The sequence below is a fragment of the Microbulbifer agarilyticus genome, from assembly GCF_001999945.1.
Classification (GTDB): domain Bacteria; phylum Pseudomonadota; class Gammaproteobacteria; order Pseudomonadales; family Cellvibrionaceae; genus Microbulbifer; species Microbulbifer agarilyticus_A.
Genome location: NZ_CP019650.1, coordinates 1,291,826 through 1,307,975 on the forward strand (window position 1 = coordinate 1,291,826; position 16,150 = coordinate 1,307,975).

Annotated in this window: 10 protein-coding genes; 6 read left to right on the top strand and 4 right to left on the bottom strand. The window is 56.2% G+C overall.

Features of this window, described 5'->3' with window-relative positions; all coding sequences use genetic code 11:
• Positions 1-162 precede the first annotated feature (162 nt).
• On the bottom strand, positions 163-1,641 hold the full coding sequence (gene mltF, locus Mag101_RS05235) for a membrane-bound lytic murein transglycosylase MltF (RefSeq protein WP_077401802.1): 1,479 nt from the start codon (positions 1,639-1,641) through the stop codon (positions 163-165).
• 602 nt (positions 1,642-2,243) lie between these two features.
• On the opposite strand from mltF, the gene purL reads away from it, so the two are divergent.
• The 4 genes from purL to Mag101_RS05255 all read left to right on the top strand — a co-directional run bounded on the left by purL (position 2,244) and on the right by Mag101_RS05255 (position 8,056).
• A complete protein-coding gene (gene purL, locus Mag101_RS05240; RefSeq protein ID WP_157520185.1) occupies positions 2,244-6,122 on the top strand; it encodes a phosphoribosylformylglycinamidine synthase in 3,879 nt (1,292 codons plus the stop codon).
• A gap of 185 nt (positions 6,123-6,307) precedes the next feature.
• Positions 6,308-7,138 (top strand): carbonic anhydrase family protein, encoded by an 831-nt coding sequence (locus tag Mag101_RS05245; RefSeq protein WP_232325143.1) that lies wholly within the window; start codon positions 6,308-6,310, stop codon positions 7,136-7,138.
• 153 nt (positions 7,139-7,291) lie between these two features.
• A complete protein-coding gene (locus Mag101_RS05250) occupies positions 7,292-7,663 on the top strand; it encodes an iron chaperone (RefSeq protein WP_077401810.1) in 372 nt (123 codons plus the stop codon).
• A gap of 69 nt (positions 7,664-7,732) precedes the next feature.
• Entirely contained in the window at positions 7,733-8,056 is a 324-nt protein-coding gene (locus Mag101_RS05255; RefSeq protein WP_077401813.1) for a TfoX/Sxy family protein, read from the top strand.
• A 19-nt stretch (positions 8,057-8,075) separates the two neighbouring features.
• Here Mag101_RS05255 and Mag101_RS05260 read toward each other — a convergent pair whose 3' ends face one another.
• Positions 8,076-9,197: a cation diffusion facilitator family transporter gene (locus Mag101_RS05260; protein ID WP_077401816.1), complete on the bottom strand. Its 1,122-nt coding sequence runs from the start codon at positions 9,195-9,197 to the stop codon at positions 8,076-8,078.
• Between the two features lie 287 nt (positions 9,198-9,484).
• Between Mag101_RS05260 and Mag101_RS05265 the strand changes: the two genes are divergently transcribed.
• Positions 9,485-11,494 carry a DUF3604 domain-containing protein gene (locus Mag101_RS05265; protein ID WP_077401819.1) on the top strand — a complete coding sequence of 670 codons (2,010 nt, stop codon included), beginning with the start codon at positions 9,485-9,487 and terminating at the stop codon, positions 11,492-11,494.
• Between the two features lie 77 nt (positions 11,495-11,571).
• The gene (locus Mag101_RS05270) at positions 11,572-13,329 is read left to right on the top strand and encodes an arylsulfatase (RefSeq protein WP_232325144.1); all 1,758 of its coding nucleotides are present in this window, start codon (positions 11,572-11,574) and stop codon (positions 13,327-13,329) included.
• A gap of 75 nt (positions 13,330-13,404) precedes the next feature.
• On the opposite strand, the gene Mag101_RS05275 is transcribed toward Mag101_RS05270, so the two are convergent.
• Positions 13,405-14,973, bottom strand: a complete 1,569-nt coding sequence (locus Mag101_RS05275) for an arylsulfatase (RefSeq protein WP_077401822.1) — start codon at positions 14,971-14,973, stop codon at positions 13,405-13,407.
• Between the two features lie 89 nt (positions 14,974-15,062).
• A complete protein-coding gene (locus Mag101_RS05280) occupies positions 15,063-16,088 on the bottom strand; it encodes an HAD family hydrolase (RefSeq protein WP_077401825.1) in 1,026 nt (341 codons plus the stop codon).
• Positions 16,089-16,150: the final 62 nt, after the last annotated feature.

Genomic DNA, 16,150 nt, shown 5'->3' on the forward strand with positions numbered 1-16,150 from the left:
GCGTGCGTGTTCACTTGAACAGCAGTGGCGCCGATTTGTTCGGGTATGTGCTCTAAGCATAGGTGGATTTTGGTGCCTTGCACGGCGGAGGGGGAGTGCCGGAGCACCAAAACAAAACAGGCGGCCAGTGGCCGCCTGTTTTGCTCAATCAGAGGGGTTGGATCAGAGTGCAGACTGGGAAGCGGCGGATTCCGCAGCGGGGACTTCCGCGAGCGCCTCGCTATTGTCGTTGGCTGCGGCGTCGGCCAGGCGCTGTTCTTCGATCCGGTCGGTCCAGGTCAGCAGGGCCTGGTAGTGACGAATATTCTGCACATACGTCACCGGCTCCCAGCCGCGGGCGTAACCGTGCTTCAGGGTCTTGTAGTACTGGCGCTTGGCCAGCAGTGGCAGGTGGTCGCGTACGTCTGCCCAGCGGTCCGGGTTGCCTCCCATGCGCTCGGTGAGAACGCGGGCGTCTTCCAGGTGGCCAAGGCCGATGTTGTAGGCGGCGAGCGCCATCCAGGAGCGATCTGGTTCACGGATACGCTCGGGGATCCGGTCGCGTACCTGAACCAGGTAGCGCGCGCCGCCGTCGATGCTCTCCAGTGGGTCCAGTCGGTTCACGCCCATTTCGCGCGCGGTGGCGCGTGTCAGCATCATCAGGCCGCGCACACCGGTAGGTGACTTGGCGCGCGGGTTCCAATGGGATTCCTGATAACTGAGGGCGGCCAGCAGTTCCCAATCCACACCATACTTGTCGGCTGCTTTCTGCAGCTCTTCCCGCCAGCGGGGCAGGCGGTCGCGGGTGAGCTGGGCGAAGGTCTTGGCGCCGCCCACATTCATCTGGCTCACGTGCCCGAAGTGCAGTTCGCGCAGCTCCGCTACCAGACCGCTGGTATTGGCGCGAACCATAAAGCTGCGCGCGGCGCGGTAGAGGGTGTCGTCATCGCCCTTGGGGAAGGCCCAGGAGACCGGCTGGAACTGGGTCAGGTTAAAGGCGATATGGGTATTGGGGTAAAGGCCGCGGTGCACCGCGTAGGCATTGGAGTCGACAACCGCGTAGTGGTACTTGCCCTGATCCACCATCTCCACCAATTCCATGGCGTCGACATCGGAGATCTCCTCCCAGGACAGCTCTTCGTAGCGCTTGGAGAGCTTGCGCAGCTGCTCGGCGTGGGCGCTGCCGGCGATTACCGCGATATTTTTACCGGCCAGGTCACCCACGCTGCGTGGGCGCGATTCACCCAGGCGGTAGATTACTTGCTGGCGAATCTCAAAATAAGACGGTGTGAAACGCACCTGCTCGCGGCGCTCGGAGGTTACTGTGAGGCCAGATGCCGCCATGTGCGCACCAGACTCGGGATCTTCCAGCTCACCGAACAGGTGGCTCAGGTCGTGTACGTCGCGGATTTCGAGTTCAACGCCCAGTTCGCGGGCAAACTCTTCCAGCATGCCGTATTCAAAACCGGTGTGCTGGCCGTTGGCATCTTCGTAGTAGGTGGTGGGTCCGTTCTGGGACAGCACAACAAGATTGCCGGAGGCCTTGACCCTCTCCAGCAGGCTCGGCGCCTTGCTGGCGACCAATAAAGAGGCGCAGCAGGCCAGTGCCACCCCCTTTACCAGGCGGCGGCTGTATCGCAACAGTCGGCTTTTCATGATCATAGGCTGTCCCCTCGAATCCTTTCGTTAGCATTATTAACGTGTGAAGCTCGGCCAGTACCTGCTTGGTACCTAACACCTTCCATCCGGATCTTTCACCTGGACGTTTTACCCGCTTGTGGCCGGTATCCATGCTTCACTGCGAGCGCTATCCATTGCGTCTCGCCTCGATTCACCGCGTACCAGAAGAATCCAGTACGTCGGCAATGCCGGCTTTGCCTATTATTTGAACAGTACTAGGCAAAAGCGCGGCAATTTTACCCCATATCTACCGGGTCTGACCAATTTTGACCAAATTGCGTGACCTGGTTTGTGAAAGCCGGGGTTGTTCCAATCCACCTTTCAGTGTAGTTCGCCCAGCCGAACATGGAGCTGGCCAAGGGTGATTTAAGGGGAATTGAGGTCGTTCCTGGTGCCACTTGGGTCTTCTCCATTAATGAAAAGGGTGCATTGGTACAGTTAATTCCTGTGGCAGTGTTGGAGTGGCGTCGCTTCAGGTACAATGCGCGCGCTCCGATTCCCGGTGTACCTGCGTGCCACCCCTAAACCGACCGGTTGCTTCCGGCCGCAGGCGCTCAAATTCAGACAAGAGGCTATCTCCCGCGATGCTAGTTCTGCGTGGTGCTCCCGCACTGTCGAAATTCCGCCATCAAAAACTGCTAACCCAACTCCGCGCGCTGCAGCCTGCCATTGCAGACGTATACGCCGAGTTTGTGCACTTCTCTGACAGCGACAACCTGGGGGACAAGGACCTCGCGCTGCTGGAGCGTTTGCTGCAGTACGGTCCCACCGAAGAGAAGCATCTGCCCGAGGGCGAGCTGCTGGTGGTGGTGCCGCGTCCGGGCACGATTTCTCCCTGGTCTTCCAAGGCAACCGACATCGCCCACAATGCGGGCCTGACGGATATCCACCGCCTGGAGCGTGGTGTTGCCTACTACATTACCGGTGTTGAATTAACCGAAGCTGAACGAGACGACCTGGCGGCGCTGTTGCACGACCGTATGGTGGAGTGCGTCTTCACCGAGATGGCCCAGGCCGAGCAGCTGTTCCGCGTGGAAAGCCCGCGCCCGATGGGCACTGTGGATGTGCTGAGCGGTGGCCGCAACGCCCTGTCTGAAGCCAATGTGACCCTGGGCCTGGCGCTGGCGGAAGACGAGATCGATTACCTGCTCACGAGCTTCGAAGAGCTGGAGCGCAACCCCACCGATGTGGAGCTGATGATGTTCGCCCAGGCGAACTCCGAGCACTGCCGCCACAAGATCTTCAATGCCAGCTGGACCATCGACGGCGAAGATATGCCGCACTCCCTGTTTGGCATGATCAAGAACACCTACCGTCAGGGCGGCGACAATGTGCTGTCTGCATACTCGGATAACGCGGCCGTTGTGGTTGGCCACAATGCCGGTCGTTTCTATCCGGATCCGGAAACCAAGGAATACCGCTTCAGTCAGGAAGCCATCCACCTGCTGATGAAGGTGGAAACCCACAACCACCCGACCGCCATCGCCCCGTTCTCCGGTGCCGGCACCGGCGCCGGTGGTGAGATCCGCGATGAAGGCGCGGTAGGCCGCGGCTCCAAGCCCAAGGTTGGCCTCACCGGCTTTACCGTATCCAACCTGCAGATCCCGGGCTTCGAACAGCCGTGGGAAGTGAATTACGGCAAGCCCGGTCGCATCGTGACCGCGCTGGATATCATGATTGAAGGCCCGATTGGTGGTGCTGCCTTTAACAACGAATTTGGCCGACCGAACATCTGCGGCTATTTCCGTACCTTCGAAGAAGATTTCAACGGCGAGCGTCGCGGTTACCACAAGCCGATCATGCTGGCCGGTGGTTACGGCAACATCCGTGAAGATCACGTGGACAAGCCGGAATTCCAGCCGGGCGCCAAGCTGATCGCCCTCGGTGGCCCGGCCATGCTGATCGGTCTGGGTGGTGGTGCCGCTTCCAGTATGGCCAGCGGCTCCAGCTCGGAAGACCTGGACTTCGCCTCCGTGCAGCGTCAGAACCCGGAGATCGAGCGCCGCTGTCAGGAAGTCATCGACCAGTGCTGGCAGCTGGGCTCCGAGAACCCCATCGCCTTTATTCACGATGTCGGCGCCGGCGGCCTCTCCAATGCCTTCCCTGAGCTGGTAAAAGACGGTGGTACCGGCGGCAGCTTTGAACTGCGCAATGTGCTGTCCGACGAGCCGGGCATGAGCCCGCTGGAAATCTGGTGTAACGAATCCCAGGAACGCTACGTCCTGGCTGTCATGCCGGAAGAACTGGCGCGCTTCGAGAAGATCTGCGCGCGCGAGCGCGCGCCGTTTGCGGTGGTGGGTGAAGCCACCAGCGAGAAGCACCTGACCCTGAACGACAAGCAGTTCGATGCCAAGCCGGTCGACCTGCCCATGTCCGTACTGTTTGGCAAGCCGCCGAAGATGCATCGCGAGGCTGCCAAGGTCGAAGCCAAAACCAAGGCATTCGATACCAGCAAGATCGATCTGAACGATGCCGCCGAGCGCGTTCTGCGTCTGCCCACCGTGGCCAGCAAAAACTTCCTGATCACCATTGGCGACCGTACCGTAACTGGTCAAGTGAGCCGTGATCAGATGGTCGGCCCCTGGCAGGTACCGGTCGCAGACTGTGCGGTAACTACCGTTTCTTACGACAGTACCGCGGGCGAAGCCATGTCTATGGGTGAGCGTACTCCGGTAGCACTGCTGGACGCGCCGGCCTCCGGTCGTCTGGCGGTGGGAGAGGCGATTACCAATATCGCGTGTGCGCCGATTAAGCAGCTGTCCGACGTCAAATTGTCCGCCAACTGGATGTGTGCCGCTGGCCACCCGGGTGAGGAAGAAAAGCTCTACCGCACCGTAGAAGCCATCGGTATGGAACTGTGCCCGGACCTGGGTATTACTATCCCGGTGGGTAAGGATTCCATGTCCATGCGTACCGCGTGGAATGAAGACGGCGAAGACAAAGCGGTAACTGCGCCACTGTCGCTGGTGATCTCCGCCTTCTCCCCGGTTACCGATGTACGCAAAGTGGTGACCCCGCAATTGCGCCGCACCAAAAAAGGCGAGAGCGAACTGATTCTTGTGGATCTGGGCGCTGGTAAAAATCGCCTCGGCGGCTCCTGCCTGGCTCAGGTATACAACGAGCTGGGTGAACAACCGGCAGATCTGGACGATGCCAAACGCCTCAAGGGTTTCTTCGACCTGATGCAGCAGTTGCTGGCGGAAAACAAGGTCATTGCATACCACGACCGCGCCGACGGCGGCCTGTTCACCACGCTGGCGGAAATGACCTTTGCTGGCCGCGTCGGTCTGGATGTTGAGATTTTCGACCTCGACGACGACGCCATCGCCGCGTTGTTCAGCGAAGAGCTGGGTGCGGTACTGCAGGTGCCGGCGGCCGATGCTGAGATGATCGAAGCGCGTTTCGCCACTGTTGGCGTACCGGCGCACCGTATTGGTGGCCTTAACGACAACGAAACCCTGTGCATCACCAACAACGGCAAAGAAATCTTCAATCGCAGCCGCGCGGAACTGCAGCAGATCTGGTCGGAAACCAGCTACCGTATTCAAGCCCTGCGCGACAACGCCGATTGCGCCAAGCAAGAGTTTGATGCCATCGCCAAGACCTCCGCGCAGGACCCGGGCCTGTCGGTGAACTTGAGCTACGACGTCAACGAAGATATCGCTGCGCCCTACATCAGCAAAGGTGTACGTCCGAAGATTGCGATCCTGCGCGAGCAGGGCGTTAACAGCCAGGTGGAAATGGCACACTCCTTCCACCGCGCGGGCTTCAATGCCGTCGACGTACACATGAGCGATATCCTTGCCGGCCGTGTTGAACTGGACCAGTTCAAAGGCCTGGTGGGCTGCGGCGGCTTCTCCTACGGTGACGTACTCGGCGCCGGTGAAGGTTGGGCCAAGACCATTCTGTTCAACGACCGCGCGCGCGATCAGTTCGAAGGCTTCTTTAACCGCAAAGACACCTTCGGCCTCGGCGTATGTAACGGCTGCCAGATGTTCTCCGTCATCAAGGAACTGATTCCGGGTGCCGGCCACTGGCCGCGCTTTGTGCGCAACCTGTCCGAGCAGTACGAAGCGCGCTTTGCGCTGGTGGGTGTGGAAGATTCCCCGTCTGTCCTGTTCAAAGGTATGGCCGGGTCTTACATGCCGGTGGCGGTTGCTCACGGTGAAGGCCGCGTGGAATTTGCCGACCAGAAGGCACTGGAAGCGTGCGAGCAGTCCGGCACCATTGCCATGCGTTACCTGAACAATAACCAGCAGATTTCTGAAACGTACCCGGCCAACCCCAATGGCTCGGTAAATGGTATTACCTCGCTGTGTTCTGAAGACGGTCGCGTCACCATCATGATGCCGCACCCGGAGCGTGTTGCTCGCGCGGTTAGCAATAGCTGGCGCCCGGATGACTGGGAAGAAGATTCCGGTTGGATGCGCCTGTTCCGCAACGCCCGTGTATTTGTCAACTGATTTTCGGTATTGCACACCCGCCTGATTTCAGGTGTACAAAAAACCCCGGTTTTTACCGGGGTTTTTTTATGCGCGAAAGGCAGCAGTTTTCCCGATATGGATACCCCGGTGCAGTGATTGAACTTGTCTAGACTGAAGTGGCTTTAAAATTTGGTCGTCCGGTGAAAATGCACGCTGGTCGGATTATGAATCCTCTTAACAATCTCGGTGGTTCAATTATGTGTGACGAATTACTGCAATCCGGCGAAACCTCTCGCGCCACGCAATCGCCCTCTGAGGCGTCCGGTACAGGCCAGGGCACTAGCCGCCGTCAGTTATTAAAGGGCGCCTTCTCAGCGAGTGTGGCCGGGCTTGCCGCTGGCGCGGGGTTAATGGGTTTTTCCAATGTGAGCTTTGCCGGCGCCCTGACCAAAGAGCAGCGCGACGGGATGAGCCCCGATGACATCGTTAAGATGATGGAAGACGGCAACAAGCGCTTTCGTGCGGGCAAGATGAAGCAACATGATTATGTCTCGCAGCAGCGTGCAACTGCATCGGGACAGTACCCCGCCGCGGCGATTTTAAGTTGTATTGATTCGCGCACCCCGGCAGAAATCCTGCTCGACCTTGGCCTGGGCGACGCATTCAATGCGCGTGTGGCGGGTAATATTTGTAATGATGACGTTATTGGTAGCCTCGAGTTTGCTTGCGCAGCCGCGGGCTCCAAAGTGATTCTGGTGATGGGGCACAGTGCCTGCGGCGCAGTGAAGGGTGCCATCGATAACGTAAAACTGGGCAAGCTTACCGGCCTGCTCAGCAAGATCCAGCCGGCAGTGGCGGCCACCAAGTACGACGGTGATCGCACCAGCAAGAATGCCGAGTTTGTGGATCAAGTGGCGGAAAACAATGTACGCCAGTCGATCAAGGAAATTCGCGAAGGCAGTGAGACCCTGGCCAACCTGGAAAAGGAAGGGAAGATCAAAGTCGTTGGCGCCATGTACAACTTGGGTGATGGTCGACTGGAGTTCGTTGACTGAATATGCGCCGCGTCCCGCCGGCGCGATCTTCTTCCTACTTTCTATCTATAAGTGTTTTTGCGCGCCTGACCAGAGGCTAAAATTTCTGACTGGTCGGGCACTTTTTCTATTCTTTGCTACACTTAAAACTATAAGCGCAATAACATTTTTCGTATGGATACTTCATCGCAATCGATACCAACCTCCATACCTTCGTTGCTGGCTGACTACCTCAGTCCACTAAGCCCGCAGCGCAGCGAACGCTTGCACAAGTTGCACAACCTTGTGACCGCCAACTATCCCGATGCAAACCTATCCCTTAAATACAAAATGCCCACCTACGAGCAGGGTGCCGGCTGGGTGGCATTGGCGAGTCAGAAACAGTATGTGTCGGTGTACACCTGTGAGCGTGCCCATATCCAGCCGTATCTCGACAAGCATCCAAAAACCAAGTGCGGAACCGGGTGCCTGAATTTTCGCGACAACGACGATATTGTGTTTGAAGACCTGAAGCCGGTGCTGGCTTCTGCATTTAGCAAGAAGTGAAGCGAGCGAACCCTCGGTGGTGTAGCGGCGCGTTCACAGGGAATTAAGATAAAAATCAAGGAGTTGATCATGCCTTACAACGAAGAGCTGGCGGACAAAGTGCGTGAAGTCCTGCATGAAGAAGCCGGTCTGACCGAAAAGCAGATGTTTGGCGGTCTGGCATTTATGCTCAACGGCAATATGGCCTGCGGTGTTGTTGGCGAGGAGCTGATGGTACGGGTAGGGCCCGACAACTATCAGGCCGCACTGGGAGAGCGCTATACCCGGCCCATGGATTTCACCGGTCGGCCATTAAAGGGCATGGTTTATGTCGAAGAAGACGCCATTCTTGAAGACCTGAATGGCTGGGTCAATCGTGGCGTGGAGTTTGCCGGCACCCTGCCACCAAAATAAGAGCGTACACGCGCTCTCATCAAACAGCGCCGGCATCCAGAGTGTCCGGGTCGTCCAGCTTCGAGGGGGCGGCAATACCGTCTATTTCGACGGTCAAATGGGAAACCTGTGAACAGCGCTGTTTGAGCTCCTCTTCCAGTGTGTCAATCAACATTTCAGTGGCTTCCAGGGTGGCCTGTACCGTCGCTCGCTGTTCCGCATAGTCCATAACCGTATCCGTGCGCCGATGATCAGGCACGCGCTCCAGTAGCTCTGCCTGATGCTCCTCAATACGTGCACGCATATCGCGCATCAAAACTTCTTCGCGTATCTCAATTTCTGCAACGACCACGGTATGCCGGTCATCTACGATGACCGAACGCAGGTCGTGGTGGCGCTCAATCTCGGGGTGCTGGCGCACGATCTCACTAAAGCACTTCTCCGCCTTGTGGTCGCGAATACTGGTAAGGAAACGCATGTTGACCATGCCGAGAAAGATTGCGGTCACGCCGAGCATCAGTGCGATCAGCACGGAAAACCCGATGTCCCAGCGCGGGTCTCCTGTGACCTGAGTCATGCCAATCCCAGTGGCGGCAAGAATCACACCGGTGACCGCAATCGAGTCTTCCAGCAGTACCGCAATCAAAGTCGGGTCATCCGCGGACACCAGATAGCGAAACGGATTGCGCAAACCGGCGGCACGCATACGACTGAAGAATTCCTTGGCTGCCACGTAGAGGACATATCCCTCGAGTACGAAGGCAATGGTCAATACCAGTGCCGAAATCACAATAGGGTGGACCGCCATGCCCAGTACCTGGATGGTCTCCGGCCGTTCTATATGTCCCAGGTTGTGAAACGCGTGCCAGGCGTGAGCCAGGCCGAGACCACAACCAATGGAGAAGAGACCAATGGCGCTCCACAGGTTCCACAGATACTTTTTCTGGCCGTGGCCAAACGCATAGTGCCTATCCGCCGGCCGGCCACCACGCTTCAGACCTAACAATAAAAAGATCTGATTCAATGTATCCATCAGGCTGTGGACTGCTTCGTTCATCATCGCCGCCGAGTGCGTGGCAAGTGCCGCCACCCCTTTCAATACGGTGATGATCGCGTTTACACAGATGGCATAGAGAACCGCCTTTTTTGATCCCTGAGCCATGTCACTCCCTTTTCCTGATGTTTCCTGGCCAGTCGCCGCAGCCCAACGGCACAACGCGACTATTTACATAGATGGTTTCAATGGCGATTTCTACGGATGATTTGTTTTCCAGGTGTTTTGAAAACCCACTTCCGTCAAAAATATACAATGTGACGGCGGCTGAATTTTTTTCTAAATGCGACAAACGCCAACCCGCCAATCTGCACAAAAACCGCTGCCTATACTTCCCCAATTCCAATTGTCTGTCACCGCGATTAGTGCAACGCGGATACTAATGGGGAATCACCATGAGTAAGTATGGGATTGTTTTAACGGCTTTGGCTTTCATTTTTGTCGCAAGTGGCTGTGGTGAAAAACAGCAGGGCGGGACGGAGAGTGAAACGCCAAGCGGTCAGCCCAAATTGATTGAAGAAGAATTTGGGCGCGATGCCAAAGAGCTTAATGAGGAATCCGAACAGCCCCGGGACAAGGAGCCGCAAGCCGTTCCCGAAGGTGGTGACACCAGTGCGGTAGCACCGGCTCCCGCGTCCAGCGGCGGTTACCCAACCCAGGCTTACTTTGGCGACACCCATGTTCATACGGGCTGGTCGGTAGACGCCGGTATGGATGGGGCGATCCTTTCGCCGGAAGACGCTTATCGATTCGCCCTTGGTGAGGAAGTCAAATCCAATAGTGGCCTGAGTGCCAAACTCAGCCGCGCATATGACTGGTTTATGGTCACGGATCACTCCGATGGCATGGGCGTCATTAGCGAGCTGGTGTCCGGTAACCCAGAAATGATGGCCGACGAGACGCTCAAGCGCTGGAACGAGGCGCTCAATTCCGGTGACGACCAGCGGGCGGCTGATGCCAAGAGCGAGCTGATCGTCATGCAATCCGAAGAGCGCCTGCCGGAAATCGTGATGGATCCCAAGTGGATGAAATCCGCGTGGGAAAAAACCGTGGATGCAGCGGAGAAATTCAACAAGCCCGGTGAGTTCAGTACGTTTATCGCGTTCGAGTGGACTGTGAATGCGGGCGGTGGCGACAACCTGCATCGCAATGTGATTTTTCGTGACGATGCCAGCAAGACCCGTAGCCTGCTCCCACTAACCACCTTTGAGACGCAGGATCCGGAAAAGCTCTGGCAGTGGATGAAGGCCTACGAGGACAAAACTGGCGGGCGCGTTTTCGCCATTCCCCACAATGGCAATATGTCCAACGGCCGCATGTTTGAGCAGAAGCGCTTTGATGGCTCGCCCATGACCAAGGAGTGGGCGGAATTGCGCGCGCGCTACGAGCCACTGTACGAAGTCACCCAGATCAAGGGGCAAAGCGAATCACACCCCAGTCTGTCCCCTGAGGATGAATTTGCAAGCTGGGACTTGTGGGACCGCGGTAACCTGATTCTCAAGCCAAAGCCTGCGGGTTCCTTTAAATATGAATACTGGCGCCCGGCCTTGAAAGAGGGCATGCGCCTGGAAGCTGAGCTTGGGGTGAATCCATTCCAGCTTGGCGTCAACGGCGCAACGGATACGCATACCGGCCTCTCCACTCCCGATGAAGATAACTTCTTTGGCAAGTTCAAAACACTGGAGCCGAGCAATAAAGATCGCTGGAAGTTCCCGTTGCTGAGCGGGCCCTCGGATAACTACATGGGATGGGAAATGGCTTCCGCCGGCATTATGGGTGTCTGGGCGGTGGAAAATACCCGCGAGGCCATCTGGGACGCCATGCTACGGAAAGAAACCTTTGCCACCAGTGGCCCGCGTATGCAGGTGCGCTTCTTCGGTGGCTTTGATTTCTCTGCAGCCGATGCTGAATCCGATCTTGTGAAACAGGGCTATGCGAAAGGCGTCCCCATGGGTGGGGTAGTCAACGGGGATCCATCCGGTAAGAAGATGGGCTTCCTGATTGCCGCCATGAAGGATCCTGATGGTGCGAATTTAGACCGTATACAAATAGTAAAGGGCTGGGTGGATGGCCGCGGTAAAACCCATGAGAAGATATTTAATGTGAAGTGGTCCGGCGACCGCAAACTGGATGGTCAAGGCAACATCCAGGAAGTTGGCGATACCGTTAATCTCGAAACGGCCGAATACACCAATGATATTGGCGATTCTGAGCTGGTTGGGTACTTTGAAGATCCTGAATTCAATCCCGAACATCGCGCGGTCTACTACGTGCGCGTGCTGGAGATTCCCACTCCGCGCTGGACGCTGTACGACAAGATAAGAAATAAGGTGGAGATGGATAAAAACGTTCCCATGGTTCTGCAGGAACGCGCCTTCTCAAGTCCTATCTGGTACAAGCCGTAAGTGACAGCTGTAATGCACCCATGGCTTTTGCTCGGGTTAGTCGGTATTCGAGAGAAATTGGCGACATGGAGGTATGCATGAACAAGATATCTTTGGCGATATGCATTACGGCGTTGTTGGTGGGTTGTTCTGGTGAGCAGGAATCCGCGCAGCAACATAAACAGGCATTGCTGGGTGAGTCTTCAGCTCAATCCAGCCTGGCTAAGCATCCGGCGCAAAAGGTAAGTGGTACGGAAGCTTCCGGTGGCAAATTGGTAAGCCGGCAGGGCAGTCTGGCGACGACAAAGCCGAGGCAGCAGGCCGCGCAAACCAGTGATCAAACTGGAGGCAAACCCAACATTCTGGTGATCTGGGGCGACGATATCGGCTGGACGAATTTGTCCGCATACGAAAATGGCGTAATGGGGTATACCACGCCCAATATTGATCGTATCGCCAAAGAAGGTGTGTTGTTCACCGACCACTATGCGCAACCATCCTGTACGGCGGGCCGCGCGGCATTTATCACCGGTCAGTATCCAATACGCTCGGGGATGACCACTGTGGGCCAGCCCGGCGACGCGTTGGGGCTGCAGCCAGAATCACCGAGTCTTGCCGCAGTGTTAAAAGCCGTTGGCTACAGTACCGGGCATTTTGGGAAAAACCACCTGGGTGACCGCAACTCCCACCTTCCCACCAACCATGGCTTTGATGAATTCTTCGGTAATCTCTACCACCTGAATACTCAGGAAGAGTCCGAGCAACGGGATTATCAGAACTTCGGCAAACAGTTTTCCGGTGATTTGGAAAAGTATGAGCAAAGCTTTGGTACCCGTGGTGTGATCCATTCGTTTGCCACGGATAAAATGGACAAAACTAAGGACCCACGGTTTGGTGTGGTCGGCAAGCAAACGATCAAGGACACTGGGCCCCTTACGCAAAAGCGGATGCACAATTTTGACAGTGCTGAAGTCATTCCGCTGGCGTTGAAGTTTATGGAAAAGGCCAAAAGTGAGGGCAAGCCCTTTTTCGTTTGGCTGAATACCAGCCGCATGCATCTCTACACCCGTATCGATGACGAGTGGCTGCAAAAGGTAGAGAAGTACACCAGTGAGGCGGACTACCATGGCGCGGGCATGTTGCAGCACGACCACGATGTGGGCGTGGTGCTGGATTGGCTGGATGCGCAAGGGCTCACTGAAAACACCATTGTCTTGTACAGCACGGATAATGGCCCGGAACACAGTAGCTGGCCGCACGGTGCGACCACGCCGTTTCGCGGTGAGAAAATGACCACGTATGAAGGCGGTGTCCGGGTGCCGATGTTTGCCCGTTGGCCCGGCCGAATTCCCGCGGGTGTTGCTCTCAATGGCATTCAAGGGCATCAGGATCTCTTCACCACACTTGCCGCTGCCGCCGGGGTACCGGATGTCGGCGAAAAAATGCTGAAGGAAAAGAAACAGTACATCGACGGGCTGAACAACTTGCCCTACTGGATGGGTGAATCCGACGAGTCAGCGCGCTCCTATATTTTCTATTACTACGAGAGTAAGCTGACAGCGGTGCGGATGGGGCCATGGAAGTTCCACTTCTCTACCAAGGAAGATTACTATGCGAACGTTGTTCCGCGCACCGTACCGCTGGTATTCAATATTCGGATGGATCCGTATGAAAGCTATGATTCTCCAGATTCATATGGTCATCTGATGCAGAAGATTTCCTGGTTAATCCAACCCATGGGCGTATTGATGCAGCAACACCTGCAGACACTCAAGGACTACCCACCGGTTCAGGGGGGCAAGACGTTTGACATGTCGAATGTGGTTGAGGAATTCATAAATAAACCACCGCAATGATTGTGCAGAAACCCCGATGCCTGAATAAACAAAACCCACCGAAAAGGTGGGTTTTGCATTTCTGGAGCGGAGTGCCTAGTTACTGCCGCCAGCCCCTTCTTTCAACTGTTGCTCGATTTTCTCAAGGTTGAAAGAACCGGGGGTTTGGCTGGGTGGGTATTCCTGCATGGTTTTCAGGAACTTCGCGGCCAGCTGCTGCAGTGGTACCAGTACAAAGGCGCGGTCGATCAGCCAATCGTAATAGGTATTGGCGTTGTGTTGGGCGCGTTCGAAAGGGTCGCGACGCAGGTTGAAGATCAGCGGTACCCGCAGTTCGGTGAAGGGTTCCATCCATACCCCAAACGCCTTGCCACGGTTCTCGAGGAACACGGCTTTCCACGCGTCATAGCGCATAGCTACGATCTGGCCATCGTCATTTACATAGATGAACTCACGACGTGGCGACTCGTCCGTTTTACCGGTGAAGTAGTCCAGCATGTTGCTGCCATCGATGTAGTTCTTGTAGCTGCGGCCATTGAGTCGTACACCCTTCAGCAATTGCTGCTTAATTTCCGGGTTGCCGCCTGCGGCAGCAAAGGTGGGCAGCCAGTCTTCATGGGAGACGATGCCGTTCAGGGTTTTGCCAGCCGGGAACTTGCCAGGCCAGCGCACAAACGCGGGTACCCGGTAGGCGCCTTCCCAGTTGGAGTTCTTCTCACTGCGGAAAATGGTGGTGCCTGCATCCGGCCAGGTATTGAAGTGGGGACCATTGTCAGTGGAGTAGAACACAATGGTGTTGTCGGCGATGTTGAGTTCATCCAACAGGTCCAGCAATTTACCCACATGCATGTCGTGCTCAACCATGCCGTCCTGGTATTCGTTGCTGTTGGGGCCCGCGAGATTTTTGTGCTCATCCTTCACATGGGTGCGGAAGTGCATGCGCGTGGCGTTCCACCAGACAAAGAAGGGCTTGCCGGCCTGCGCCTGCTGTTTGATAAAGTCCATGGCTGCGGCGAGGGTTTCCTCGTCCACCGTTTCCATGCGTTTTTTGGTCAACGGACCCGTGTCTTCGATCTTGCCGTCAGCGGTGGCTTTGATCACACCGCGGGGGCCGAATTTCTTGCGAAACTCCGGGTTTTTCGGGTAGTCGCGGTTTTCCGGTTCCTCTTCCGCATTCAGGTGGTAGAGGTTGCCGAAAAATACATCGAAACCGTGATTGGTTGGCAGGTGCTCGTCGCGGTCACCGAAGTGGTTCTTGCCGAACTGTCCGGTGGCGTAGCCCTGGCTCTTCATCACCGTGGCAATGGTTACGTCGGATTCCTGCCAGCCTTCTTTCGCGCCGGGTAACCCTACTTTCGTCATACCCGTGCGTACTGGCACGTTGCCACCCACAAAGGCGGCGCGTCCCGCAGTACAAGACTGCTGGCCGTAATAGTCGGTAAATGACAGGCCCTCTTTGGCGATTCGATCAATATTCGGCGTCTTGTAGCCCATCATGCCTTTGCTGTTGGCGCTGATGTTCCAAATGCCAATATCATCACCCCAGATCACCAGGATGTTGGGTTTATCCTGCGCCTGTGCTGCGCTGGTGCAGATGGACAGCAATGCAGCTGCCGCTAGAGAAACAGGTACCTTCAACAGGTGCCCTAAACGTAGTTTTTTCATGGTTTCCTCCGGAGCATTGTGGAAGGTTGTTAGTGATCGTTAGTGCTACTTGGTACTAGTTGATTTGTGGTGAGTAATTGATACGAAGGTCAGGGTGTTGCGACCGGGAACACCTGATTCCAGTCTTGCTGCATGTCGATGACAGTCCAGCCCCGGTCCTTCGCCTGGTCCAATCCTTTTTCCAGACGGCCTATGTGCGATTTTCGGTCGTAGGCCCACTCACGTTTGTCATCGGTGTGGTGCAGCAGCAGGCCAAATCGTGGACCTTTTCCTGCGGTGGTCCATTCAAGCATTTGAAAATCACCGTCGGAATTTCCTGCCGCAAATAGTGGGCGTTGGCCGATGTACCGGTGAATACCGACGGGCTTGCCTTCCTTGTCATTAACCAGGTTGATATCAGCGAGCTTGACGATTTCTGGTTTGCCATTGCGGACCTTGTATTCGGCTTTGAGGCTGGACCCCACCACCTGATCCGGTGGGATACCGTAGGTCTGCTCGGCAAACACGCGCATAAAATCGATGCCACCGCCGGAAACGATAAAGGTCTTGAATCCATTCGCGCGCAGGTAGTCGAGCAACTCCAGCATGGGCTGGTAGATCATTTCGTTGTAGGGACGGTTGGTTTTCGGGTGGCGCGCGGTTTTCAGCCACTGGGACACATTTTCCGAGAATTCGTCGGCGGTCATATCGGCGTGGGTCGCGGCGATGATTTTCATCAGGCCTTCTTTGCCACTGGCCATCAATTTTTCCATGTCTCCCTTAAGGGCTGAGGCAAACGGCTCTTCAGATTTCCACTCCGGGTGCTGGGGGGCCATTTTTTTGACTTGATCTAGCGCGTAGATCAACTGGAAATAAACAGGTTGTTCAGCCCACAGGGTGCCGTCGTTATCAAACGTGGCGATGCGCTGATTTTCGGGCACGAAGCCAGGAGAGCCTTGGCGTGTTGTCTTTTCGACAAAGCTGACAATGGCCTGCTTGGTCTTGCCATCGGACCAGGAGGGGAGTGGGTCGTTACTCTCGGCCGCCCATACGCCAGCGCTAAGGCAAGCGAGGGAGACAAAAAGCAGCCACAGAGCTGTGGTCGCGAAGCGGTACGGCAAAATCCGTAGTTGCATAGAACTTCCCAAAGTACTGCAGTGAAGTGCATGCGTTCGTGGTTCACTGTATAAATCCTAGT

Coding starts and splice junctions, on each gene's coding strand:
- purL (WP_157520185.1), top strand. CDS start 2,244: ATGCTAGTTCTGCGTGGTGCTCCCGCACTGTCGAAATTCCGCCATCAA.
- Mag101_RS05270 (WP_232325144.1), top strand. CDS start 11,572: ATGAACAAGATATCTTTGGCGATATGCATTACGGCGTTGTTGGTGGGT.
- Mag101_RS05250 (WP_077401810.1), top strand. CDS start 7,292: ATGGATACTTCATCGCAATCGATACCAACCTCCATACCTTCGTTGCTG.
- Mag101_RS05275 (WP_077401822.1), bottom strand. CDS start 14,973: ATGAAAAAACTACGTTTAGGGCACCTGTTGAAGGTACCTGTTTCTCTA.
- Mag101_RS05280 (WP_077401825.1), bottom strand. CDS start 16,088: ATGCAACTACGGATTTTGCCGTACCGCTTCGCGACCACAGCTCTGTGG.
- mltF (WP_077401802.1), bottom strand. CDS start 1,641: ATGATCATGAAAAGCCGACTGTTGCGATACAGCCGCCGCCTGGTAAAG.
- Mag101_RS05255 (WP_077401813.1), top strand. CDS start 7,733: ATGCCTTACAACGAAGAGCTGGCGGACAAAGTGCGTGAAGTCCTGCAT.
- Mag101_RS05260 (WP_077401816.1), bottom strand. CDS start 9,197: ATGGCTCAGGGATCAAAAAAGGCGGTTCTCTATGCCATCTGTGTAAAC.
- Mag101_RS05265 (WP_077401819.1), top strand. CDS start 9,485: ATGAGTAAGTATGGGATTGTTTTAACGGCTTTGGCTTTCATTTTTGTC.
- Mag101_RS05245 (WP_232325143.1), top strand. CDS start 6,308: ATGAATCCTCTTAACAATCTCGGTGGTTCAATTATGTGTGACGAATTA.